The sequence below is a fragment of the Streptomyces sp. NPDC029139 genome, assembly GCF_055564335.1.
Genome location: NZ_JBVHWN010000005.1, coordinates 316896 through 340199 on the forward strand (window position 1 = coordinate 316896; position 23304 = coordinate 340199).

At 72.2% G+C, this 23304-nt stretch carries 19 protein-coding genes, 2 tRNA genes and 1 pseudogene; 7 read left to right on the plus strand and 15 right to left on the minus strand.

All coding sequences use genetic code 11. The features are described 5' to 3' along the window. Positions 1–204: 204 nt before the first annotated feature. Positions 205–1902 (minus strand): glycosyl hydrolase family 18 protein, encoded by a 1698-nt coding sequence (locus ACZ4VW_RS15360; protein WP_467962352.1) that lies wholly within the window; start codon positions 1900–1902, stop codon positions 205–207. Positions 1903–2157: 255 nt separating this feature from the next. Next, complete coding sequence (locus ACZ4VW_RS15365) at positions 2158–3237, minus strand: LLM class flavin-dependent oxidoreductase (RefSeq protein ID WP_467962353.1); 1080 nt, start codon at positions 3235–3237, stop codon at positions 2158–2160. 116 nt (positions 3238–3353) lie between these two features. On the opposite strand from ACZ4VW_RS15365, the gene ehuB reads away from it, so the two are divergent. The 6 genes from ehuB to ACZ4VW_RS15395 all read left to right on the plus strand — a co-directional run bounded on the left by ehuB (position 3354) and on the right by ACZ4VW_RS15395 (position 7346). Further along, positions 3354–4220, plus strand: a complete 867-nt coding sequence (gene ehuB, locus ACZ4VW_RS15370) for an ectoine/hydroxyectoine ABC transporter substrate-binding protein EhuB (protein ID WP_467962355.1) — start codon at positions 3354–3356, stop codon at positions 4218–4220. Beyond that, positions 4217–4876: an ectoine/hydroxyectoine ABC transporter permease subunit EhuC gene (ehuC, locus tag ACZ4VW_RS15375; protein WP_467962357.1), complete on the plus strand. Its 660-nt coding sequence runs from the start codon at positions 4217–4219 to the stop codon at positions 4874–4876. Before ehuB ends, ehuC begins: the two co-directional genes overlap by 4 nt. Then, the gene (gene ehuD / locus ACZ4VW_RS15380) at positions 4873–5520 is read left to right on the plus strand and encodes an ectoine/hydroxyectoine ABC transporter permease subunit EhuD (RefSeq protein WP_467962359.1); all 648 of its coding nucleotides are present in this window, start codon (positions 4873–4875) and stop codon (positions 5518–5520) included. The genes ehuC and ehuD overlap by 4 nt, the downstream gene beginning before the upstream one ends. Then, positions 5513–6262, plus strand: coding sequence for an amino acid ABC transporter ATP-binding protein (locus tag ACZ4VW_RS15385; RefSeq protein WP_467962361.1), 750 nt, complete (start codon positions 5513–5515; stop codon positions 6260–6262). The genes ehuD and ACZ4VW_RS15385 overlap by 8 nt, the downstream gene beginning before the upstream one ends. A 167-nt stretch (positions 6263–6429) precedes the next feature. Next, entirely contained in the window at positions 6430–7188 is a 759-nt protein-coding gene (locus tag ACZ4VW_RS15390) for an IclR family transcriptional regulator (protein ID WP_355112295.1), read from the plus strand. An 84-nt stretch (positions 7189–7272) separates the two neighbouring features. Continuing rightward, positions 7273–7346 (plus strand) — tRNA-Lys (locus ACZ4VW_RS15395). Between the two features lie 105 nt (positions 7347–7451). Here the strand turns inward: ACZ4VW_RS15395 and ACZ4VW_RS15400 are convergent. The 9 genes and pseudogenes from ACZ4VW_RS15400 to ACZ4VW_RS15440 all read right to left on the minus strand — a co-directional run bounded on the left by ACZ4VW_RS15400 (position 7452) and on the right by ACZ4VW_RS15440 (position 18901). Then, positions 7452–8114, minus strand: a complete 663-nt coding sequence (locus tag ACZ4VW_RS15400; RefSeq protein ID WP_467962363.1) for a response regulator — start codon at positions 8112–8114, stop codon at positions 7452–7454. After that, complete coding sequence (locus tag ACZ4VW_RS15405) at positions 8045–9346, minus strand: sensor histidine kinase (RefSeq protein ID WP_467962365.1); 1302 nt, start codon at positions 9344–9346, stop codon at positions 8045–8047. The genes ACZ4VW_RS15400 and ACZ4VW_RS15405 overlap by 70 nt, the downstream gene beginning before the upstream one ends. A 194-nt stretch (positions 9347–9540) precedes the next feature. Beyond that, positions 9541–11022 (minus strand): SulP family inorganic anion transporter, encoded by a 1482-nt coding sequence (locus ACZ4VW_RS15410; protein ID WP_467962367.1) that lies wholly within the window; start codon positions 11020–11022, stop codon positions 9541–9543. An 11-nt stretch (positions 11023–11033) separates the two neighbouring features. Then, positions 11034–11615 (minus strand): carbonic anhydrase, encoded by a 582-nt coding sequence (locus ACZ4VW_RS15415; protein WP_467962369.1) that lies wholly within the window; start codon positions 11613–11615, stop codon positions 11034–11036. A gap of 82 nt (positions 11616–11697) precedes the next feature. Further along, positions 11698–11973 (minus strand): hypothetical protein, encoded by a 276-nt coding sequence (locus ACZ4VW_RS15420; protein WP_467962370.1) that lies wholly within the window; start codon positions 11971–11973, stop codon positions 11698–11700. A gap of 251 nt (positions 11974–12224) precedes the next feature. Further along, positions 12225–13889: an AMP-binding protein gene (locus ACZ4VW_RS15425; protein WP_467962372.1), complete on the minus strand. Its 1665-nt coding sequence runs from the start codon at positions 13887–13889 to the stop codon at positions 12225–12227. Positions 13890–13914: 25 nt separating this feature from the next. Further along, the gene (locus tag ACZ4VW_RS15430; RefSeq protein ID WP_467962374.1) at positions 13915–14505 is read right to left on the minus strand and encodes a lytic polysaccharide monooxygenase auxiliary activity family 9 protein; all 591 of its coding nucleotides are present in this window, start codon (positions 14503–14505) and stop codon (positions 13915–13917) included. 121 nt (positions 14506–14626) lie between these two features. Then, positions 14627–16012, minus strand: a pseudogene (locus tag ACZ4VW_RS15435) (SPFH domain-containing protein); the annotation flags it as partial. A gap of 1527 nt (positions 16013–17539) precedes the next feature. Then, positions 17540–18901 (minus strand): peptidoglycan-binding protein, encoded by a 1362-nt coding sequence (locus ACZ4VW_RS15440; RefSeq protein WP_467962376.1) that lies wholly within the window; start codon positions 18899–18901, stop codon positions 17540–17542. Positions 18902–19085: 184 nt separating this feature from the next. Here ACZ4VW_RS15440 and ACZ4VW_RS15445 point away from each other — a divergent pair. Further along, positions 19086–19159: transfer RNA gene (locus ACZ4VW_RS15445), tRNA-Lys, on the plus strand. Positions 19160–19473: 314 nt separating this feature from the next. Here the strand turns inward: ACZ4VW_RS15445 and ACZ4VW_RS15450 are convergent. The 4 genes from ACZ4VW_RS15450 to ACZ4VW_RS15465 all read right to left on the minus strand — a co-directional run bounded on the left by ACZ4VW_RS15450 (position 19474) and on the right by ACZ4VW_RS15465 (position 23226). Continuing rightward, complete coding sequence (locus ACZ4VW_RS15450; protein ID WP_467962529.1) at positions 19474–20106, minus strand: class F sortase; 633 nt, start codon at positions 20104–20106, stop codon at positions 19474–19476. 28 nt (positions 20107–20134) lie between these two features. After that, on the minus strand, positions 20135–20749 hold the full coding sequence (locus tag ACZ4VW_RS15455) for a hypothetical protein (protein WP_467962378.1): 615 nt from the start codon (positions 20747–20749) through the stop codon (positions 20135–20137). Between the two features lie 81 nt (positions 20750–20830). Beyond that, positions 20831–21610, minus strand: a complete 780-nt coding sequence (locus tag ACZ4VW_RS15460) for an HAD-IIA family hydrolase (RefSeq protein ID WP_467962380.1) — start codon at positions 21608–21610, stop codon at positions 20831–20833. Between the two features lie 80 nt (positions 21611–21690). Beyond that, the gene (locus ACZ4VW_RS15465; protein WP_467962382.1) at positions 21691–23226 is read right to left on the minus strand and encodes an alkaline phosphatase family protein; all 1536 of its coding nucleotides are present in this window, start codon (positions 23224–23226) and stop codon (positions 21691–21693) included. Between the last annotated feature and the right edge of the window lie 78 nt (positions 23227–23304).

Here is a 23304-nt window from a genome sequence, read left to right on the forward strand (position 1 = left end):
CGGGGGCAGTGGTCAGCTCAGTGGGGCACTAGGCCGTGTCCGGAAAGTCCCGCCTGGCCCGCGACGCCTGGCACGCCCGCTCGCTGCGTTGTCGGATCGCCCCAGTACGCCCAGTACGAGGGCGGCCCTCCGCCTTGCGATCGCACGCACCAGACGCCGCGGGCCCTGCCCTGCGGGCAGACAGCGCTACTCTCCGGACACGGCCTAGCAGGCGCCCTGGTCCTTCCAGACGCCCCACTCGCCGGTCGTGCCCGGCTCCTCGTTCTGGGTCCACCACTGGGCCTTCCAGGTGCGGCCCTTGTGGGAGACCAGCTGGCCGCCGGTGTAGGTCGTGCCGGCCACGTACGCCGGGGCGGTGCAGCCGGTGGGCGGCGTGGTGGTCTGCGTCGGCGTCGGCGTCGGGCCCGTGGTGGGGGCGGTGACGGTCGGCGTCGGGGTGGGCGTGGGCTGGGTCGGGGAGGAGCCGACCGCGGTCACGATCTGGTTGAAGAGCGTGGTGTTGGTGTCCAGGCCGAGGAGCGAGTACATCATCGCGCCGGCCAGGCCGCGCTGGTGCGCGTAGTCGGCGCGGGCCTGGATGGTCCGCTGGTCGAGGCCGGTGAAGAACTCCCCGTCCTTGTAGAAGTAGGCCGACTTGGCCTGGTCGTCCCAGAAGGTCGTCGCCGGGTTGTCGACGATGCCGCCGAGCTCCTTGTAGTGCGCGATGCCCGCCTGCTGGCTGACCGGACGGGCCGCCGAGGCGCCGGTGGCCGGCTGCGCGAGGCCGTTGGTCGCGCCGGCCGGGACGCCCTTCCAGCCGCGGTAGTAGAACTCGTAGCCCAGCGTCAGCTTGTTCGCCGGGAAGCCGCCCGCGATGCCGTAGGCCGGCTTGCCGTCGATCCAGGCGTCGATCGCGTTGTCGATCGAGTACTTCTCGGTGCCCGGCTTGATCGGGTCGGTCGGGTCGTCGGCGCCGGAGTGGAGCGGGGACTGGTGGTACGTCGGCCCGTCGCCGTCCCAGGCGCCGTGCATGTCGTACGTCATGATGTTCGCGTAGTCGAGGTACGCGCCGATCTTGTCCGTCTCGATGTGCTTGATCTTGTCCTGGCCGGCCGGGAGGGCCGCGGTGAGCAGGTACTTCTTGCCGCCGTTCGCCGCGCCGTAGGCGTCGAGCTGCTTGCGGAACTCGGCGAGGAGCAGGGTGAAGTTGGCCTTGTCCTCGGGGCCGTAGTGGTTGCCGAGGTGGCCGTCGGGCGAGCCGGGGTACTCCCAGTCGATGTCGATGCCGTCGAAGATGCCGGCCGCGGTGCCCGGACCGCCGTAACCGCCCTCGACCGGCAGGTCGCCCTGGATGTACTGCTTGACGCAGGAGGCCACGAACTTCTTGCGGCTGGCGTCCGTCTTGGCCGCGTCGTGGAAGTACTTGGAGTAGGTCCAGCCGCCCAGCGAGATGTTGATCTTCAGGTGGGGGTGCTTCGCCTTCAGCTCCTTGAACTGGTTGAAGACGCCCACTATCGGCTGGTCCCACTTGTCGGCGACCCCGTCGACGCTGTCCGCGGCCGAGAAGGAGCGCTGGTAGTCGGCGTACGAGTCACCCGCTCCGTCACCGGCGTTCGGGTTCGCGTCGTCACCGGCCGCCTTGTTGGCCTCGAAGCAGGTGAGCTCGGTCGGGTGGATGTTCCCGAACGAGTAGTTGATGACGTCCAGTTTGGCCGCGATGCCCCGCGTGTCGAGGTGCTTGGGGTAGAAGGCGTTGCCGTACACGCTCCACTGGTCGTAGTACGCGATCTTCACGCCGCCGGTCGAGGCGGTGGTGGCGGCGCCGGCCGCCTGGGCGGAGCCGAGGCCCACGGTCGCGGCGAGCGCGCCTGCGGCGAGGGCCGAGCTGACGAGCGCGGCGATCAATGGCTTGCGGGGGTGCACGTGCGGCCTCCGAGGGGGATACGAGGGGTGCGCGGTACAGCAGTTGGGGAAGTGATAGCCGCCGCGCGAACAGCACGTCAATGGTCTGAACCAAATTGAGGACTAGACCAATTTGCCTGGGAAAGCCCTTGTCAGAGCCGTGCGGCACACAAGGGAACCGCCCGCCACCACAGGTGACGAGCGGTTTAAGGTTCACTTAGGACTGTCGGAGCGGGCCCTTCCGGACCGAACCAACCGACTGCCGAAACCCAGGTTTCACTCCCCCGGAACAACCCCGTCCGGCATCCCGTACGCGTCCGCGATCAAGTCGTAGCTCCGCAGCCGCGCATCGCCGCCGTGGGCGTTGGCCGTGATCATCAGCTCGTCGGCGCCGGTGCGCTTGCGCAGATCGTCCAGACCTGTCCGCACCTCGTCCGCCGTGCCGTGATGGATGGTCGCCAGCCAGCTGTCGACGAAGTCCCGCTCCGTCCGGCTGAAGGTGTACGCCTCCGCCTCCTCCGGGGTCGGGATGAGGCCCGGCCGGCCGGTGCGCAGACGCAGCATCGACAGCGCGCCCGTGAGGACCTGGCGGCGGGCCTCCCTGGGGTCCTCGTGCGCGAGGGCCGCGACGCCGATGAGCGCGTAGGGCGCGTCGAGAACCGGGGAAGGGCGGAAGGAGTCCCGGTAGAGGTCGAGCGCGGGGATCGTGTTCTGCGCCGAGAAGTGGTGCGCGAAGGCGAACGGCAGGCCGAGCATCCCGGCGAGGCGCGCGCTGAACCCGGAGGAGCCGAGCAGCCAGATCGGCGGCCGGGCGGCGGGCCCCTGCACCGGGCCGGGCACGGCGTGGATCCGGGCGTACGGATGGCCGTCGGGGAAGTCGTCGTCGAGGAAGCGGATCAGCTCGGTGAGCTGCTGGGGGAAGTCGTCCGCGCCCTCGCCCAGCGTCTGCGTCCGGCGCAGGGCGGCGGCCGTGGCGCCGTCCGTGCCGGGCGCGCGGCCGAGCCCGAGGTCGACGCGGCCCGGGGCGAACGCCTCCAGCGTGCCGAACTGCTCGGCGATGACCAGCGGGGCGTGGTTGGGCAGCATGACACCGCCCGAGCCCAGCCGGATGCGGTGCGTGTGGGCGGCGAGATGCGCCAGGATGACGGCCGGCGAGGAGGAGGCGACACCGGGCATGGAGTGGTGCTCGGCCACCCAGTGGCGGTGGTAGCCGCGCCGCTCGGCGAGCTTGCTGATCTCGACGCTGGTGGCCAGCGCCTGGCTCGCGGTCCTGCCGCTGCCGACGGTCACCAGGTCCAGTACGGACAGCGGTACGGGCGAGTCCCCGTGGGCCGTGCCCCGAATCGCGTCGCTCACCGTTGACGACCCTTCTGCCTCAGACGTATGTACGGAGAAGAAGAACAGGAGGCGGTCTCCGGTTATTCCGGCACCTAAGAGGAATGACCTGTTCGGCTTCGGGTAGCCGGGCGCCCATGCCTCGAACAACGCAACACATACGGCGGCGGACGCTGCTGTGGGGGACGGCCGCCGCGGCGGCGGCCGGCGCGGCCGGCTGTGCCCGCGTCGCCTCGGGCGACGCGCTCGGCCGTCTCAGATCCCAGGGCACCGTCCGCCTCGGCATCGCGGGCGAGGTGCCGTACGGCTACGTCGACGAGCAGGGCGCCTTCACCGGTGAGGCGCCCGAGCTGGCCCGGGTGATCTTCGGGCGTCTCGGCATCGGGCGCGTCCAGCCCGTGGCCACCGACTTCGCCTCCCTCATACCCGGCCTCAACTCCCAGCAGTTCGACGTCGTCTCGGCCGGGATGTACATCAACAAGGAGCGCTGCGCCCAGGTCCTCTTCGCCGACCCCGAGTACCAGATGCTCGACTCCTTCATCGTCCGCAAGGGGAACCCGAAGAAGCTGCGCTCGTACGAGGACGTGGTGCGGACGAAGGCCCGCTTCGCGACCGGCAGCGGATGGGCCCAGCTGGGCAACGCCGTGACCGCCGGCTACCCGGAGAAGGACATCGTGGTCCTCCAGGACCAGGTCGCCGGGTTGAACGCGGTCGAGTCCGGCCGCGTCGACGTCTTCGCGGGCACCGCGCTGACGGCGCGCTCGGTCGTCCGCAAGTCCACCAGGACCGAGGCCACCGAACCCTTCGCCGCCGTCGTCGACGGCAAGAAGAAGATCGACGGCGGCGGCTTCGCCTTCCGTCCCACCGACACCGCCCTGCGGGACGCCTTCAACACCGAGCTGCACGCGATGAAGAAGAGCGGCGAACTCTTCCGGATCATGCGGCGCTTCGGCTTCACCGAGGCCGAGATGACCACGCTGACCGCCGAGGAGCTGTGCCGATGACCGCGGGACTCTGGCAGAACTGGGTCCTGCCCGGCATCTGGATCACCCTCCAGCTCCTGATCGCCTCCGCGGCGCTCGCCGCCCTGGTCGCCTTCACCGTCGGCACCGCCCGTACGCACCGCTCCCGCGCCGTCCGCTTCCTGGCCGGGTTCTACACCGAGGTCTTCCGCGGCACGTCCGCGCTGATCCTCATGTTCTGGCTCTTCTTCGTCCTGCCGCCCCTGGTGGGCTGGCAGCTCGTCCCGATGTGGGCGGCGATCCTCGCGCTCGGTCTCTCCTACGGCGCGTACGGCGCCGAGATCGTGCGCGGCGGCCTGAACGCCGTACCGAAGGCGCAGCGCGAGGCGGGGGTCGCGCTCAGCCTGACGCCCTGGCAGCGGCTGCGGCTCGTCCTGCTCCCGCAGGCCGTGCCCGAGATGATCCCGTCCTTCTGCAACCTGCTGATCGAGCTGCTCAAGGGGACCGCGCTGGTCTCGCTGCTCGGCGTCGGCGACGTGTCCTTCGCCGCCTACCTGGTGCGGCTGGCGACCCAGGAGAGCGGTGCGATCTACACCGTGACCCTGGTCGTCTACTTCCTGATCGCGCTGGTGATCACCCGCTCGATGAAGGCGCTGGAGCGCCGCGGCAAGGCGAACCTGGGGGTGGTGGCCAAGTGAACTGGGACTGGTCCGCGGTGGTGGACTTCATGCCGCGCTTCTGGGACGGCCTGCTCGTCACGCTTCAGGTGCTGGTGCTCGGCTCACTGCTCTCGTTCACGCTGGGTCTGGTGTGGGCGCTGGGCTTCCGCGCCCCCAGCCGGTTCGTGCGCTGGCCGGTGCACGCGGTCACCGAGTTCGTCCGGACGACTCCGCTGCTCGTGCAGCTCTTCTTCCTCTTCTTCGTGCTGCCGGAGTGGGGCGTGCAGTTCTCCGCCCTGACCACCGGCACGCTCGCGATCGGGCTCCACTACTCGACGTACACCGCGCAGGTCTACCGGGCGGGCATCGACGCCGTACCGGCCGGGCAGTGGGAGGCGGCGAAGGCGCTCAGCCTGCCGCGCCACCGGACGTGGCTGACGGTGATCCTGCCGCAGGCCCTGCGCCGGATCGCGCCCGCGCTCGGCAACTACGTCATCGCGATGCTGAAGGACACCCCGCTGCTGGCCGGAATCAGTGTCCTGGAGCTTCTCCAGCAGTCCCGGCTGGAGTCGGCGGCCACCTTCCAGTACACCGAGCCGCTCACCGTGGTCGGCGTGGCCTTCGTCCTGATCGCGTATCCCGCTTCCCTGCTCGTCCGTTCCCTGGAGCGCCGCCTTGTCTGAAGAACTGATCCGATTCGAGAACGTCACCAAGCGATTCGGGGCCGACCAGGAGATCACCGTCCTCGACGATCTCTGTTTCACGGTGCGCCAGGGGCAGCACGTCACGCTGATCGGACCCTCCGGTTCCGGCAAGACGACGATCCTGCGGCTGCTGATGACCTTGGAGAAGCCGGACGCCGGCACCATCCGGGTCAACGGCGCCAAGCTCCACCCGGCGGACGAGAGGCACCGGCGCGAGGTGCGCAAGAAGATCGGGATGGTCTTCCAGCACTTCAACCTCTTCCCTCACATGTCCGTGCTGCGCAACATCACCGAGGCGCCGATGCGGGTCCTCGGCAAGAGCCGGGAGGAGGCCGAGGCGCGCGGGCGCGAGCTGCTCGACATGGTCGGTCTGGCCGACAAGTGCGAGGCCAGACCGGCACAGCTCTCCGGCGGCCAGCAGCAGCGGGTGGCCATCGCCCGGGCGCTGGCGATGGAGCCCGAGGTGCTGCTGCTGGACGAGGTGACCTCGGCGCTGGACCCGGAACTGGTCGCGGGTGTGCTGGATCTGCTCCGGGAGATCGCCAGGACGACGGACATCACCATGATCTGTGTGACGCACGAGATGAACTTCGCCCGGGACATCTCGGACGAGGTTCTGATGTTCGACGCGGGAAAGGTGATCGAGTCCGGTTCTCCGGAAAAAATCTTCTCGGAAGCCGAGCATCCGCGTACCCGCGAGTTCCTGGGCGCGGTGCTCTGACCTCAGTCTCTACGAACGAGCTTTGACCTTGGCATATGCCAGAGTGGTGCGCCCCAGCGTATGACGCTGGGGCGCCGCATCATTCTCGCCAACAGCCGCCCCGAAAAGGGAGTTTGACGGCTATCGTGGTACGGAAGCTTGCGGTCACAACCTGGTAGGGGGAAACCGTGGCGCTGAAGCCCGAGCCCACCGCGCCGTTCCACTCGGTGCAATACGCCCTGCGCGTCCTCGAGACGGTCTCACGGCACGGTGGCGGGGTGACGGACGTCCAGATCGCGCGTGAGACCGGTCTGCCCGTCGCCCATCTGTCCTCCTTGCTCCTGATGCTCCGACGCGAGGGGTACGTCGAGCAGGTCGCCGACGGCGCCTATGTGATCGGCGACTCCCTCATCCTCCTCGGCTCCGGTCTGACCCGCCGCGAAGCTCTGGAGGGCAAGCTCCAGGAGACGCTCACCGAGCTGCGCGACTCCGTCGGGGCGGCGGTCTACATCAGCCGGTACATCGACGGCGAGGTGAAGATCACCCAGTTCGCCGACGGCCCGCGCACGCCCAAGGTCAACGAGTGGGTGGACTTCCGCTCGGCCGCCCACGCCAGCGCGGTCGGCAAGTGCCTGCTGACCCAGCTGGACCAGAACGGCCGCCGGGACCACCTCTCACGCCACAAGATCGCCCGGCTGACCTCCCGGACGATCACCAACGAGAAGGTGCTCTTCTCCAAGCTGGACAGCCAGCCGCCGACCGTCCCGGTGCTCGACCTGCAGGAGTACGCCGTGGGCACGGTCTGCGCGGCGGTACCGCTGACGGCGGGCGCCGCCGTGGGCTGCCTCGCACTCTCGCTCCCGATCGAGCACGCCCACCGACTGCGCTCGGCGGCCGACACGCTCAATCGCAGGGCCGCGCCGGTGGTGCTGTCGCTGGCGATCTGAGCCGGCCGGAAGGGCCTGCGGCGTCCTCCGGGGTGGTGGTCGGAAGCACCCCCGAGGACCAGGTAGTATTTTCTCTGTCAGCAGGCGCCGCTAGCTCAGTTGGTTAGAGCAGCTGACTCTTAATCAGCGGGTCCGGGGTTCGAGTCCCTGGCGGCGCACAGACGGAAGAAGCCCCTCGCGAAAGCGGGGGGCTTCTTCGTTCCCGGCCGCGGGTTCCTTCACGACAGCGGCGGCCGCGGGTTCGTTCCCGGCCGCGGGTTCGTTCACGCCCGCAGATAGGTCAGCACCGCGAGGACCCGGCGGTGGGTGTCCTCGGCGGGCGGCAGGTCCAGCTTCCCCAGGATGTTGCCGATGTGCTTGCCGACGGCCGCCTCGGTGATGACCAGCCGGCGGGCGATCTCCCCGTTGGAGTGCCCCTCGGCGACCAACCCGAGGACCTCGCGCTCACGCGGGGTCAGCGCCTCCAGCGGGTCACGGCGGCGGCGCAGCAACTGCCGTACGACCTCGGGATCCACGACCGTGCCGCCGTCCGCGACCCGGGTGAGGGCTTCCAGGAACTCCTCGACCTGCCCCACCCGGTCCTTGAGGAGGTAACCGACACCGGTGCCGTCGCCCGCGTCCAGGAGATCGGCGGCGTAGGTGCGCTGCACGTACTGGCTCAGGACGAGGACCGGCAGGCCGGGACGGTCGGCGCGCAGGGCGACGGCGGCGCGCAGCCCCTCGTCCTGGAAGCCGGGCGGCATCCGCACGTCGGTGACCACGATGTCCGGATCCTGCTCCTCGACGGCCGCGCGCAGACCGTCGGCGTCGCCGACCGCGGCGACGACCTCGTGGCCGAAACGCGCCAGGAGCCCGATCAGCCCTTCTCTGAGGAGGACGCTGTCCTCGGCGAGGACGACGCGGAGGGGGCGGGCAGCGGTCGGCACGGGATCTCCACTCGTAGGACGGTCGGCCCACCCGGCGGGCTGATGATCGTCAGTGTGCCATCGAGCACGGCGATCCGGTCGGCGAGTCCGGTGAGACCGGAGCCGGCGGCCGGGTCGGCGCCACCGCCGCCGTTGTCGTACACCTCGATCCGGAGCGTCCGGTTCTCGCAGCGGGCGGTGATCCGGGCCTCGGTCGCGCCGCTGTGCTTACCGATGTTGGCGAGGGCCTCGCAGACGGCGAAGTAGCCGGCGCTCTCCACGGCGGTGGGGAGCCGTGGCAGGTCGAGGTCGGTGGCGACGGGGACGGCGGAGCGGTCGGCGGCGTCGGCGAGCGCGGCGCCCAGACCGTAGTCGGCGAGGACCTGCGGATGGATGCCGTGGATGAGTTCCCGCAGCTCGGTCAGGACCCGGCCGGCCTCCTGGTGGGCCCGCGTCAGCTGGTCGGCGAGCGGCCCGGGCGGGGCGTCGAGCCGGGCGAGGCCCAGCGTCATGGTCAGGGCGACCAGGCGCTGCTGGGCGCCGTCGTGGAGGTCGCGCTCGATCCGGCGGCGCTCGGCCTCGAAGGCGTCGACGAGCCGGGCGCGGGAGGCCGTGACCTCGCCGATCCGCTCCCGCAGCTCGGTCTCGCGCGGAGCGAGGAGGGCCCGGCCGAGAGCGGCGCGGGCACCGGCGAGGGCGGCGAGGGGGTGGAGGAGCGCGACGAACAGGACGACGCCGAGGGCGGCGGCCGCGAAGGCCGCCGGATACGTCGTGACCAGCGGCCCCTTGGCGACCCGGACCTCATCGCCGTCCAGAGCGAGCTGGACGGGCGCGGCCACGAGAAGGGCGGGCAGACCGAGGGCGACCGCGAGGACGATCAGGTCGAGCGGCCACAGGACGGTGGCGTGCAGGACGGCGTACGCGAGCTCCCGCCAGGTCGCCTGCTCCCGGACGCGTACGCGGAGCCAGGCGGCGAGGCCGGGCGCGCCGGGGACGCGGTGCGGATCGGCGGCGGGGTCGAGCTCGACGAGCCGGAGCCGGCGGCGCTCGATGCCGCCGAGGGCGATCCCGGCGAGGAGGAGCAGCGGGAGCCCGACGAGCACGAAGGAGAACACGACGAGCAGGAGCAGCACGAGGAGGGCGGGGACGCCGGTGACGACCCCGCTCGCCAGATATCCGGCGGACCGCCAGGGCCAGGCGGTACGGAGATAGCGGGGCCGGGTCAGGGCCTGCCAGGGGGTTCGGGGCTGCATGCGCCTCACCGTAGGCGGCGGTCGGTGGCGGGGCCATCGTAGTGGTGGGCGTCCCGGGGGTAGGGCTGGGCCTACCCCCGGCGCGACGGCGTTCGACGTACGGTCGTCGGTGCCGTGCCCGGCCGGAGGCTCGTAGCGGGCCTCCGGCCGGTCGGTGGTGCGATGTCACGGGCCGTCAGAGTCCCTGGGGCGGGTCAGACCGGTTCGGCGGTCGGGGCCTTCACCAGCGCGGTGAACTTCACGGGTTCCGTGTCGGCCGCGCTGTGGCGGGCGGCCCAGGAGTCCAGGGCCGTGCGGCAGGCGTGGTCGAGGTGGTGCAGGCCCGAGGTGTCCAGCTCGACGGGCCGGTTCTGGGGCAGCGCCTCCAGGCTGTCGAGTATTTTCGGCAGCCGCAGGAAGGTCGCGTTGCCCGACAGACGTGCCTGGATGGGGCCCGCCCCCTTGTCGATGACCTCCAGCTTGATGTGCGAGGTCTCCCAGGCGGTCTTGATCACGGACAGGGCGAGCCCGATCAGCACGCCTTCGAACATGTTGACCACGACGATCGCCACGGCGGTGACGACGAGGATCAGCGCCTCGCCCCGGTGCGCCCGCCACAGGGAGACGACCCCGCGGAAGGGGATCAGCTTCCATCCCGCGTGGACCAGGATTCCGGCGAGCGCGGGCAGCGGGATCAGGGCGAGCGCCGCGGGGAGCAGTGCCGCGAAGAGCAGCAGCCATACGCCGTGCAGGACCCGGGACGCCTTGGTCCTGGCGCCCGCGGCCACGTTGGCGGAGCTGCGCACGATGACCGCGGTCATCGGGAGGGCGCCGAGTACCCCGCAGAGCGCGTTGCCCGCGCCCTGCGCCATGAGTTCCTTGTCGTACCGGGTGCGCGGTCCGTCGTGCAGACGGTCCACGGCGGCCGCGCTGAACAGGCTCTCCGCCGAGGCGATCAGGGTGAAGGCGAGGATCGTGCCGAGGAGGGCCGGGGAGGCCAGGCCACCGAGGGCGTCGGCGCCGGGCAGGTGCAGGGAGTCGATCAGACCGTTCACTTCGACGGTGGCCACCGGCAGGCTGCCTATCCATGTGACCACCGTCGCCACTATCACCGCGACGAGCGCGCCCGGCACGGTCCGGGCCTTCTTCGGCAGCTTCGTCCAGCCCACCATCACGGCGACGGTGCCGGCGCCGATCGCCAGGGAGGCGAGCGCGCCGGGGCTGCCGATCGCCTCGGCCGCGGCCCCCGGCAGGCCCAGGATCTTGTCGATGCCGGCGGCGGGAGCCTTCAGCCCGGCGGCCGCGTACAGCTGACCGGCGATGATCACCAGGCCGATGCCGGCGAGCATCCCCTCGACGACCGAGACGGAGATCGCGCGGAACCAGCGCCCCAGCTTCAGGGCGCCCATGAGGAGCTGGAGCACTCCGGCGACGAGCACGATCACGCCGAGGGCGGGGAGCCCGAACTCGGTGACGGCCTCGAAGACCAGCACGGTCAGGCCGGCGGCCGGCCCGGACACCTGCAGGCTGCTGCCGGGCATCAGACCGGTGACGATGCCGCCGACGATGCCGGTGACGAGACCGAGTTCGGCGGGAACGCCGGAGGCCACGGCCACGCCCACGCACAGGGGCAGGGCCACCAGGAACACGACGAGCGAGGCGGCGAAGTCCTGCCGGAGATGGGGGAATGTGCGCATACGGGCCTCCCTCACAGCGCCTCGAAGGTGTCGGTGGCCGCGCGGTGCTCGCGCACGGCGCCGGTGTGGACCTCGTAGTACCAGCCGTGCAGCTGGAGCCGGCCGGAGTCCAGCCGCTTCTCGACGCAGGGGTAGGAGCGCAGGCGCAGCAGCTGCGTCAGGACGTGGTGCTGCACGGCCTCCGCGACCGTCGGGTCGGCCGGGTCGGAGCAGCGGGGCTCCTCCGCGGCGTGCGCGAGCCAGTCGCGCACGGCGGGGACGGTGTCCAGGTCGTCGCCGCGGACCACCGCGCCGACGGCGCCGCAGTGCGAGTGGCCGCAGACCACGATGTGTTCGACGCCGAGGACCTCCACGGCGTACTCGATGGTGGCGGCCTCCCCGGTGGGGGTGCCGGAGGCGTACGGGGGGACGATGTTGCCCGCGGTGCGCAGCTCGAAGAGCTGGCCGGGCCGGGCGCCGGTGATCAGGGCGGGTACCACCCTGGAGTCGGCGCAGGTGATGAAGAGGACCTCGGGGGACTGGCCTTCGGCCAGCCTGGCGAACTCCTCAGGGCGCTGTCCGAACGTGCGGGCGTTGTCGATGAGGGGCTGCATGGTGTGGTGATTCCTCCTGGCGCGTCGTGGGGACGCGTCGGTGTGCGGGGCAGATGCGATGCGTGGGGGGCTGCTCCCCTGATCAGCAGCGGAACACCTGGAGCAGGGCCGGAGCCTGTGCCCCCGTGGGTCTCGGCGTGCGGGGGCGCGGGGAGGCGGGGGCGGCCGGCGCGGGCGCCACGGAGGTGTGGTGCGCCGACGGCGGCTGCTCGGATATCCCCGGGTCGTCGACCGCGCGCGACCGGTCGCGGGCGCGCAGGGGGCCGGCCGGATCCGCCGCTCGGCCGGCGTCGCGGCAGGTGACGATCTCGGCGGGCGCCACTTCGCCCACGGTCGCGGCGGGTTGAGCCTTGGCCACGGCATGACGTGCCGTATGCGCATATGCGAAGGACGCCGTGAACACGAGGAACTGGAGGGCGACCAGGACGGCGGCGAGGAGTGGAAACGCGCTCCGGGCCGTCGCACCTCGGTGCATACGCTCCCTCCCCGCGGTTCACAACGTCAGGCACAGACCAACAGTTGGTCAACGGCCGGTCAAGGATGACGATAACTCGGCAAAGTCATTTGCAGGGTGAACCGAACGTTACGAGCCGAAGAGCGCCCGAAAACCTAGGTTCCCCGGCGTGGCCCCGGCGGCAGAGGGCGGCCGTGGGCGGCGTACTGGGCGCGCAGATCCGACAGGCCCCGGCGGGTGAGAAGTTCGTACGGGGCTCTCGGTGACGGGCGCCACCAGACCGGGTCCGCGCACAGGAAGGACTCCCGGCGCAGGGCCGCGCGGTGGATCTTGTTCGTGGCCGTCAGGGGCAGCGCGGGGACGAGCCGCACGAAGCGCGGGGGCATCTTCGTGCCGAGATCCGGCTGGGCGGCGAGGAACTCCTCGAAGGCGGCCGGGTCGAAGGCCGCGCCCTCGCGCAGGGCGATCGCCGTCATCACCTGGTCCCCCGCGACCGGGTCGGGTATCGCGTAGACGGCGACGCCCGCCGCACGGTCCCAGCGCGACAGGATCCGCTCGATCACGGCCGCGGCGAGGTTCTCGCTGTCGACGCGCAGCCGGTCGTCGTCGCGCCCCGCGAAGTACAGGAAGCCGTCGGCGTCCCGGTAGAAGAGGTCGCCGGTCCAGTACCAGCCACCGCGCCGCCGCGCCGCCTCCGCCTCGGGGTTGCGCCAGTAGCCCTCGAAGGGGTTCCGGCCGCGGTTGACCAGTTCGCCGATCGCGGCGGAGGCGTTGAGCAGCCGGCCGGAGGGCGCGAGGACGGCGGGCGCGCACTCCTCGCCGGTCGCCGGGTCCACCACCGCGAGGTCGTCGCCCGGCGCCGCCCGGCCGATGGCCCCGGGCGGGGTGTCCGGAGTGCGCTGGATCGCGGCGCCGCCCTCGGAGGAGCCGTACCCCTCCACGAGCCGGACCCCGAACCGCTCCTCGAAGCGAGCCGCGTCCACCGCCCCCGCCTCCGTACCGAAGCCGAGGCGCAGCCGGTGCTCGCGGTCGTCCGGCCGCGGCGGGGTAGCGAGCAGATACTGCACCGCCCGTCCCACATAGGTGAAGTACGTCGCGCCGAACTCCTGGACGTCCGGCAGGAAGCCGGAGGCCGAGAACCGGTCCCGCAGCGCCACGGCCGCCCCGGCGGCGAGCGCCGGGGCCCAGTCAGCGATGACCGCGTTGCCGTGGAACATCGGCATGCAGACGTAGTGGACGTCCTCGGGCCGTACGCCGAAGTGACCGGCGAGCGAGGCGCCCGCGGCGGCGAGGCGGCGCTGGGTGCAGATCGCCGCCTTCGGCGCGCCGGTGGAGCCGGAGGTGAAGTAGAGGAGCAGCCGGCTGTCGGGGCGCACCGGCCGGGCCACGGACTCGCCCGGCTTCGCGCCTTCGAAGGGGGTCAGGAGTGTCCGGTACGCGTCTGTGTCGGTCACCAGCACCCGTACGCCCGGCAGGGGGAGCCCGTCGAGCAGGGGAAGGTACGCGCGCTGGGTGACCAGGACACGGCAGTCGGTGTGGACGATGTCGCGGGCCAGTTCGGCACCGCGACGGGTGGGGTTGATGCCGGCGACGGCGGCCCCGGCGAGGGCCGCCGCGCTGAGCCAGAGCGGGAACTCCGGCGTGTTGTCGAGGAGCACCCCGAGGTGCGGCTCGGCACCCCGGGGCAGCAGATCGACGAGCAGTGCCGCCCGCGCGGCGGCTCCCGCGGCGACCTCATGATGGGTGAGGACGGCCTGGTGGCTCCTCAGCCCGACCCTGTGATCGCCCCACTGACGCTGCACGAGCTCCGCCACGGTCATAGGGCGGAAGGTAGCTGACGAAGCGTCAGAACTGAACGTCCGAGCAGGCGTAGAAGGCGTTCGCGGTGTCCGCGACCGTCCACACCGCCAGGATCAGGTGCCTGCCGGTCTTGCCCGCCGGGATCGTCCCGGAGTGCGAGAGCGTGGCCGGCGGTTGCTGGCTGTTGTACGGAACGGTGAGGAAGGGCTGCGGGTCGAGGGCGGCCCGCGTGAGCTTCTGGGTGCCGTTCCAGCCGTTCTTGGTGATGTAGTACTTGAAGTCGGTGGTGCGGTGACGGGCGGTGAACTGCCAGCGGAAGCTGTAGCTCTGGCCCGCCGTGACCCTCGTGGTGGGCCAGGCGCCACCCCGCGGGTCGTCGAGCTGGGCGAACTGGGTGAGACCGGCGGAACAGATTCTTCCGTCGGCGGGACCGGCGGCGGGGAAGCCCTTGGGCCCCTCGACGGACTGCGGCTCCCACTGGATGGATCCGCAGTTCGTCACGGTGCCGTTGGCGCAGAGCTTCTGGCGGCTGATCGGGGAGTCGGTGTAGCCGTGACTGGTGGCCGTGCTCGTGGCGAAGAGGGAGGCGCCGGCGACGCCGAGCGCCACCGCCGCCACACCTATCTTTTTGCGCATGCTGTCGCTCCAGGTGAACGTGGGGGAGTTCGGTGAGCTGTGCCGCACGCGTGCGGTGGTGCTTATTCCGGTCTAGACCAAGTATCAAGGTAGGGCGGGAAGTTGAGCATGTCCATACCGGTCACGCGCCGTCCAGGGGACCGTTGCGGCCGGTGTAGAACGCCACCGTCAGGTCCTTGACCAGCGACTTGCGCTCGTAGTCGTCCAGCTCGACCAGACCACGCGTGGTCAGCCGGTGGACCACGTCGTCCACCGCGTCCACGACGGAGGTCAGCACACTGTCCCGGTGCTTGGCGTCGATCGCGGCGATCCTGCGGCGCCGCATGGCGGCCGCGATCTCGGGGGCGTACTCGATACGGGTCGGCTGCGCCGAGAACACGTCGATCCCCACCGGGGCGCACTCCGCGGAGAGCATGCGGGTCAGCGCCTCGCCGACCGCCTCGGCGTCGCGCAGGGTCGGGGCGTCCTCGTGGAAGGCGTCGGCCGGGAGCTGGGACAGGACCCGGGCCATCGCCGCCTCGACCTGCTCGCGCAGGTACTCCTCGTGGCCGTCGACGCCGAGCGCGGCACGAACGGTGTCCCGGATGCGCCAGACGACGAGAACGACGACGTTGAGGGCGGTGCCCTTGGCGTCCACCGCGGAGAGCGGTTCGCTGCGCCAGTGGCGGAGACGGATGTCGACGCGGCGGCGCAGGAGGAGGGGGCTGACCCAGAGGAGACCGGTACGGCGGACGCTGCCGCGGTAGTCGCCGAAGAGGGTGAGGACCCACGCGTAGCCGACGCGGCCGCGGCCGAGGCCGCCGAAGGCGAAGAGGGTGGCGAGCACGCCGGCGGCGAGCAGGGCCCACTGGCCGAGGTGGATGCCGTGGTACGGACGCGGTGGCAGCCGGAGCATCCGGGCCGCCGCCTCGGGGACGGCCCCGGTCCACCAGAGGACGGCCGCGCACCCGACGAGCGCGAGGACGCCGCCGACGACCCCGATCCATCCGGGCAGGACGGGGGCCGGGCGCTCGACGAGCTGGGGGTCGGCGGTGGGGGCGGGGCGCGAGGGCTCGGAGCGGGTGGGGGCGGGGATGACGGCCTTGGCGGGGACGGGCGGTGCCATGGCGATCGTGGCGGGCCCGCCGTCGTCGTCGGCCGACTCGGCCTCGGGCTCGTTCCGGAAGAGCAGGTGTACGGGGATCGACCCGGTCGTCTCGGTCCCGATCACGGTCCTCCGCCGCACGGCGAGCCGCGAGGGCGGGGTCGGCTGAGCCGGTGCGTTGGCCTCGGCGGCCACGGGGACGGCGATGACCCCGACGCGCGCGCCGGCGTCCCGCCGGAGGTCGGCCATCGTGCCGCCCGGTTCGGCGGTCGTTCCCGCCGGCGCCCCGGCCCGCCCACTCGATCCGCCGGACGTGGTCGCCGCACCCGCAGCGCCGGACGCGGCCGCCGCGCCCGAACCGTCCCGGACCGCCTTGGAGGCCCGTGCCGCCGCACCGCCCGGGGAGGGCGGGGCGTCGGCGGCGCCTTCCGTCCGGCCGGGACCCGAACCGGCGGGCGCGGGAGGCGTGCCGGGGGTGACCTCCGCCCCGCCAGAAGCCGTACCGGCGGGGACTGTCGACGCAGTCGCCGCACCGCCCGGCGTCGTCGGCGCGGTCGGCCGGTTCGCGGAACCGCCCGGTGCGGGCTGCGCACTGGGGGTGGCTTCCGCCCCGCCGGGGGGAGCCGTACCGGCCGGCGCGGGCCGCGTGCCGGCGGCCGTTTCCGCCCCGCCGGGGTGAGCCGAACCGGACGGCGCTGTCGGCCCAGCCGACGGAGTTGCCGCAGCGCCCGGCACAGGCGGGTGGGTTCCCGACCCGCCCGGCGCGGGCCGCGTGCTGGCGGCAGCTTCCGCCCCGCCAGAAGCCGTACCGGCGGACGCTGGCGGCGCAGCCGACCCAGTCGCCTCACCGCCCGGCGTCGTCGGCGCGGTCGGCCGGTTCGCCACACCACCCGGCGCGGGCCGCGCACCGGCGGCAGCTTCCGCCCCGCCGGGAACCATACCGGCGGACGCTGCCGGGGCAGCCGACCCAGTCGCCTCACCGCCCGGCACAGTGGGCTGGGTCGCCGCACCGCCCGGCGCGGGCCGCGCACCGGCGGCACCTTCCGCCCCGCCAGGGGCCGTACCTGCGGGGACTGTCGGCGCAGCCGACCCAGTCGCCGCACCGCCCGGCACAGTGGGCTGGGTCGCCGCACCGCCCGGCGCGGGCCGCGCACCGGCGGCGGCTTCCGCCCCGCCAGAAGCCGTACCGGCGGGGACTGTCGGCGCAGCCGACCCAGTCGCCGCACCGCCCGGCGCGGGCGGCGCGCCGGCGGCGGCCTTCGCAGTGCCCGGAGCCGTACCGGTGCCGGTCGGGTCGGCGCCCTGGGAGTGCGTCGCCGCGAGGCCGGATTGCGCCGCGGCCACCTGGCTCGGGCGGGCGCCCGTTGCGGAACCGGCAACGGCTCCAGGGGCGGCCGAGCTTGTCGGCGTCGCGAGGTCGGGCCCGGCTGAGCCCGTCTGGCCCGGGCGGTCACTCAGGGCGGACCCGTCCGCGGCGGAGCCGGGGACAACCGCCCCCGGAGCAACCGGGCTCCCCGCGAAGCCGGACGGGGCCGCACCCGCCAGACCCGGGCGGTCACCCACGGCGGAACCGGCCCCGTCCTGGCCCGGCGTGAACGCTGTCGCCGCAGGACCGGAACCCAGCGCGCCCTCGCCGGGGGCGGGGCGGGGGGCCGTTCCCGCCTCCGGGCCGGCGCCGGGTGACGGCGCGACACCGGGCACGACCGACGCCGAGGCAGCCTGCGGACCGTGCTCGTCCGCCGCCGGTGCCGAGGGACCGGTCCCGCCCTCGCCCCCCGCCGCCACCGGTGCCGGGCCGCCGCGCGGCGGTGTCTGGGGCGGCCTCGCTCTCGACGCGCGCGTCTCGTCCGTCAGACGGATCGCCGACCGGGCCGCGTCACGGCTCGCCGCCGGGCCCGAGTCGGGGGTTGGGGTCGAACGGGTCATGGAGTCCACCTCATGTTCTCGGGGTCATCGGAACAAGCGCCGCCAGGTCTCCGGGCCCGGGTAGCCGTCGGCCGCTCCGCCGCGCCATCCCTGTGCCCGCTGGAACGCCTCGACATTGCGACGGTCCGCCTCGCTCCAGCGCGGACCGGGACCCGACAGGTAGTGCTTGCCGTAGCCCCGCTTCACCAGCTGTTTGCCCAGCTTCTCCACATATGCGTTGGATTGGCCCGGACGGAAGTAGCCACGCCCGGGGAACCCCGGCACATTCGCGCTCGGACCGCCCGAACCACTCGAACCGCCGATGCTCCTGCCCTGGCCGCTCACCAGAAGGCGCCAGGTCTGCGGGCCGGGCAGACCGTCCGCCTCCTTGCCCTTCCAGCCCTGCGCCCGCTGGAACGCCTGGGTCGCCCGGCGGTCCGCCTCACCCCAGCGCGGACCGGGGCCCCGGCCGTAGTACTTCTTGCCGCCGCGCTCGACCAGCAGCCGCCCGAGCTGGGTGACGTACGCGTTGTTCGCGCCGGGGCCGAACCGCGACGCGCCCGGGTAGGGGGCCCCTGTCGCGGACGACCCGCCGCCGTTGCCGCTGACGCCGCTGACGACCCCCTTGTAGCGGTAGGCCACATAGCGGTCCGCGTTGTTCCAGTACGCGAGGGGCGTGGCCTGTCGGCGCGTGCGCGGCTTGGCCTGCTCGTACGCGATGTAGGACGTGTGGGTGTAGTCCGTCCAGCCGCCGAAGATCGTGACGTGCGAGCCCCGCGTCGGATTGGCCGGGTTGTGGAAGAGGAGGATGTCGCCGGGCTGGAGCTCCGTACGGTCGATCCGCTCGCCGAATCGGTCCAGGCTGCCGGTCCACTCGTTGCCGCGCAGGTTCCACGCCATCGAGATGTAGCCGGAGCAGTCCTGGCGGTACCCGTCGGACCAGTACTTCTCCATCGAGTACGGGACCTGGGCCGCAACCCACCGCTTGGCGCGGTTGATGATCTCCGCGCGGGTGGTCTTCCGCAGGGACGCGGGGGTGATCTGACTGGTCGTCGGGGTGGCGCCGGGCGCGGGATGCGGGCCGGGACCGGGCGCTCCGTGCAGCGGACCCGTGCCGCCCTGGGGGTTGTCGGGTCCCGGGCCGGCCATCGCCTCCGTCGTGAGGTCCGCCGGGGCGACGGGCGCGGCCGCGCCGGCGGGCCGGGCGAGCGCGCCCGCTCCCCCACCGCCGCCGAGCGCCACGCCGGCCGCGGTCATCAGGACCAGTGCGCGGCGCGCTCCGTGCGCCGCCGGGTGGCCGCCCGCCCGTACGGGCAGGCCAAGGGCATGATCGCGCCGCTGCTGGGCGCAGCCCGCGCAGCCGCAGTCCGCGGCGGGTTCGAACTCCTCGAATACCGGCACACTCATGCGATTCCCCTCCACACTCGTCAAGATCTTTTGGCCCGGGGGTACGGGCGTCAGTGTCTCAACTGTCTGGACAAATCGCATTTTGACGGATCGAAGGCCCAATACGACCATCCGACAGGCCGGAAGCGGCCGGTAATGGTGAGGAGCACCCGTGCGGGTCGGGTACAGTTATGCAGGTCAGCAGGCGCCGCTAGCTCAGTTGGTTAGAGCAGCTGACTCTTAATCAGCGGGTCCGGGGTTCGAGTCCCTGGCGGCGCACGCAGAGTCGAGGCCCCCTCACCGATGGTGAGGGGGCCTCGGTCGTTCCTTCTCGGTCTGGGCCGGGGGCGGAAGCCCGTTCTACAGTGGCGGAACCCGAACCTCCCGCGGCGGCGCCGGGCTTCTCCCGCAGCCCGCGCGCCCGTGGTCGAGGACCGGCCCGGCCGTCGGGCGCGGGGCGTGGCCCGCCCGGCCGGGCCCGGTGGGACAAGCCCCCGCCCCACCGCGCCCGCCGACCCGGTCACCCCTCCACGCCGACCTGGCCGCCCCCTCCACGCCGGGCCGTCACGCCGAGCCGGCCGAAGCCGGGCCCGTCACGCCGTACGCGTTCCCGTCAGGTACGCGGAGACGACCACGTTCGCCGTGTACGTACCGGCCTTGCGGTCGAAGGTGCCGCCGCAGGTGATCAGGCGCAGTTCGGCGCGGCCGGCCTGGCGCTGCCCGTACACCTTCCCGGCGTCGAAGCTCTCCCGGGGAAAGACCCGCACGTCGTCGACGGTGAACTCGGCGACCGAGCCGTCGTCCCGGGTCACCTCGATCGTGGCGCCGGGGCGGGCCGCGCTCAGTCCGTAGAAGACGGCGGGCCTGGTCTCGGTGTCGACATGGCCGACGAAGAGGGCCGCGCCTTCGGCGCCCGGCCGCGTACCGGTGCGGAACCAGCCGACGGAGTGCGGCATCTCGTACGGAGGCGGATCGACGGCGCCCGTACCGTCCAGGCCGCGTCCGACGACCGGTGCGGTGATGCCGAGGGACGGTATCTCCACGTGGCGCGGCTCGGCGGGGCGGAGGGGGCGGTGCGCCGGGGGCAGCGGGGCGCCGAGGGGGCGGCCGACCGCGGCTATGTCGCCGGTGGTCGGGGCCGCGCTGCCGCCCGGTCCGTCCGTGATCCCGCGGCCCCAGAGCCAGAGCCCCAGGACCAGGACCGCCCAGGCCACTCCGGTCAGCATGCGCCCGTTGCCGGAACCGGAGGACACCTCAGTCGCCCGTACGGCGGCGGCCGGACGAGCGCGCGCTGCGGAAGGCGACGGCCACCGCGGCGATCGCGGCCAGGCCGAGACCGACGAGGGTGTACGGGGTGCCGAGGCCGCTCTCGGTCGTGGTCTGCGCGACACCGGGGGCGGCGGGCGCGGCCGGGACCGCCAGGGCCGCACCGCCGCCACCGGCCCGGACCGGGGCGATCGGGCTCGGGTGGTGGGTCGGCCGGTGCGTGGGCTCGTGGGTCGGCCTGGGCTTGTGCTTCTCGACGTGCACCACCCCGACGTCACGGTGCTCGCGGCCGTCGCAGGTCACGCTGACCTTGTACGTGCCCCGGTCGAGACCGGACTTGATGGTGGTGTCGCCGAAGAGGGGGTAGTCGCCGCCGTCACGGCCGGTGAGCTCGGCGTCGGCGACGAAGGCCGGGGACGTGGCGGCGCCGGTGGTGCCCTTGCAGCCCTTGACGCGGATGTCGACGTCGGCACCGGGCTTGGCGGTGGACGGGGTGACGGTGGCCTTGACGCCGTCACCGGCGAAGGCGGTACCGGCCGTGGGTGCCAGTACCAGGATGACGGCCGCCCCTGCGGCACGAAGAGCAATGGGACCTGAACGCATCGTGACCTCCTGGTACTGGCAGGGTCACCCGGTTCCGGCCTTTTCGCATCCGCAGGGGCGCGAGCAGGGGATCCCCCGGCGTCAGACGCGGTCCACGATGTCGGCGATCGAGTCGACGATCTTGGAAGGCCGGAAGGGGAAGCGGTCCACCTCCGCCTGGGTCGTCAGACCGGTGAGGACGAGGAAGGTCTGCATCCCCGCCTCGAGACCGGCCAGGATGTCGGTGTCCATCCGGTCGCCGATCATGGCGCTGGTCTCGGAGTGGGCGCCGATCGCGTTGAGGCCGGTGCGCATCATCAGCGGGTTCGGCTTGCCCGCGAAGTAGGGGTCCTTGCCGGTGGCCTTCGTGATCAGCGCGGCGACGGAGCCGGTGGCCGGGAGGGGACCTTCGAGAGAGGGTCCGGTCTCGTCGGGGTTGGTGCAGATGAACCGCGCGCCGGCGTTGATGAGCCGGACGGCCTTGGTCATGGCCTCGAAGGAGTACGTCCGGGTCTCGCCGAGGACCACGTAGTCGGGGTCGTGATCGGTGAGGACGTAGCCGATGTCGTGCAGCGCCGTGGTGAGGCCGGCCTCGCCGATGACGTACGCCGTGCCGCCGGGGCGCTGGTCGTCGAGGAACCGCGCGGTGGCGAGCGCCGAGGTCCAGATGTTCTCCACGGGCACGTCCAGGCCCATGCGCGCGAGGCGGGCGTGCAGGTCGCGGGCGGTGTAGATCGAGTTGTTCGTGAGAACCAGGAACGGCTTCCCGGTCTCCCGCAGCTTCTTGATGAACGCGTCGGCGCCGGGGATCGGGACGCCCTCGTGGATGAGGACGCCGTCCATGTCGGTGAGCCAGGATTCGATCGGCTTGCGCTCTGCCATGTGCGGGGACTCCTGCCGTACGAACGACGTGCGTGTGCTGGGGCGCCGCGACAGCGCTGTGGCGACGCCCCCCACCCTAATCAGGATGCCTGGATCTTGACCCCGTCGATCACCCAGTACCAGTTGTTGGACCCCGTGTAACGGAAGCGGAAGCTCACGCTGGACGCCCCGGCGGGGACGCTCACGGTGAGCGACTGGGGCTGGGAGATCACGTCGGCGGTGTAGCTCTTGACGAGCGTCGGCGTGCCGCCGTTGAAGGAGGCCAGGACCTGGGCGGTCTGGCCGCCCTCCTGGCGGTAGAAGGTGGTGAAGTCGAGCGTGACCCGGGACGCGCCCGAGACGCTGTACGCGGGGGTGACCAGGGTCGAGTCGTAGGTACCGGAGAAGGTCTTGTCGGCCCACTCGTCGGAGTCGGCGACGGCGAAGACGCCGCGGGAGCGGACATTGAGCTCGCGGGACTGGTCGCGCTGGGTGCGGGACCAGAACTCGTCGGTGGCGAAGGCCCAGCCGCGCCACTCGGTCATGCCGCCGGTGCCCATGGCGTTGTTGATGACGGACCAGCCGCTGGGCGCGGTGTGGGTGAAGCCGAGGACGCCGGCGGGGATGCCGGTCTCGTCGACGCGGCCGGAGAGCGAGGAGTGGAGCGCGTCGAAGGGGTCGGTGGAACGCTGCTGGATCGGCTTGCCGTCCAGGCCCCAGGAGGCGTCGGGGACGATGCCGAGCTGGTGGAAGACGGTGGCGGCGACGTCGACGAGACGGGTGTCGACGGGGCGGGCGCCGGCGGCGATGCCCGGCCCCTGGGCGAGGACGAAGGTGCGGCGCTCCTCGATGGCGGAGCCGCCGTGGCCGCCGGCGTCGACATGGCCGTGGTCGGTGGTGACGATGACCGTCCAGCGCTCGCCGGCGTACGTGGGGCGGGCCTTGATCGCGGCGAGGAGCCGGCCGAGGTAGGCGTCCTGGACGTCGATCGCGTCGAGGTACTTCTGGCTCGCGGCGCCGTAGTTGTGGCCTATCTCGTCGGTCTCGCCGAAGTAGACGAAGAGGACGTCCGGGTTCTGGTTGCGGAGGACGTCCTCGGTGATGTCGGTGATCAGCTTGTCGTTGACGACGTAGTTGTTGTTGTAGACGAGCTTGGCGTCGGCGCCGGGGGTGATCGTGCCGTGCGTGTCGAGCTCCGGCCAGTCGACGGCGGCGAAGAGCGAGAGCGCGGGACGGATCTGGTGCAGCCGGGCGAGGAAGCCCGGGTACTTCGCGTAGTTCTTGCCGGTGAAGGTGTTGTCCCTCACCCCGTGCTTGTCGGGCCAGACACCGGTGGAGATGGTGGACCAGCCGGGGCCGGAGGAGGTGGCTGCCATCGGGTTGGCGTAGAGCAGCGAGAGGCCGTAGGTCCCTTTCGCGATCAGGGACTTGAGGGTCGGCGCCTTGGCCGCGTCGATCCTGTCGTACCGCAGGCCGTCCATGCCGACGACCAGCACCTTGTCCTGGCTGGTGCCGTTCGGGAGCGTGGGGGTGGCGGCCCGGGCGGCGGGTGCGGCGACGACACCCGTGGCGGCGACGGCGGCGGTGGCGCCCGCGGCGGCGAGCACGGTGCGGCGGGACATGCCGTGGATCGGCATCTTCGTTTCCTCCGTGGATGGGGTGGCGGCATGCCAACGCCCCTGATTTCTCAGGGGCGTTGGTCCGTACCCGTTATC

Excerpts from the sequence above, each read along its gene's own strand:
- ACZ4VW_RS15415 (WP_467962369.1), bottom strand. The coding sequence starts at position 11,615 with ATGCAGCCCCTCATCGACAACGCCCGCACGTTCGGACAGCGCCCTGAG.
- ehuC (WP_467962357.1), top strand. The coding sequence starts at position 4,217 with ATGACCGCGGGACTCTGGCAGAACTGGGTCCTGCCCGGCATCTGGATC.
- ACZ4VW_RS15430 (WP_467962374.1), bottom strand. The coding sequence starts at position 14,505 with ATGCGCAAAAAGATAGGTGTGGCGGCGGTGGCGCTCGGCGTCGCCGGC.
- ACZ4VW_RS15450 (WP_467962529.1), bottom strand. The coding sequence starts at position 20,106 with ATGCTGACCGGAGTGGCCTGGGCGGTCCTGGTCCTGGGGCTCTGGCTC.
- ACZ4VW_RS15460 (WP_467962380.1), bottom strand. The coding sequence starts at position 21,610 with ATGGCAGAGCGCAAGCCGATCGAATCCTGGCTCACCGACATGGACGGC.
- ACZ4VW_RS15465 (WP_467962382.1), bottom strand. The coding sequence starts at position 23,226 with ATGCCGATCCACGGCATGTCCCGCCGCACCGTGCTCGCCGCCGCGGGC.
- ACZ4VW_RS15455 (WP_467962378.1), bottom strand. The coding sequence starts at position 20,749 with ATGCGTTCAGGTCCCATTGCTCTTCGTGCCGCAGGGGCGGCCGTCATC.
- ACZ4VW_RS15410 (WP_467962367.1), bottom strand. The coding sequence starts at position 11,022 with ATGCGCACATTCCCCCATCTCCGGCAGGACTTCGCCGCCTCGCTCGTC.
- ACZ4VW_RS15405 (WP_467962365.1), bottom strand. The coding sequence starts at position 9,346 with ATGCAGCCCCGAACCCCCTGGCAGGCCCTGACCCGGCCCCGCTATCTC.
- ACZ4VW_RS15425 (WP_467962372.1), bottom strand. The coding sequence starts at position 13,889 with ATGACCGTGGCGGAGCTCGTGCAGCGTCAGTGGGGCGATCACAGGGTC.
- ehuB (WP_467962355.1), top strand. The coding sequence starts at position 3,354 with ATGCCTCGAACAACGCAACACATACGGCGGCGGACGCTGCTGTGGGGG.
- ACZ4VW_RS15440 (WP_467962376.1), bottom strand. The coding sequence starts at position 18,901 with ATGAGTGTGCCGGTATTCGAGGAGTTCGAACCCGCCGCGGACTGCGGC.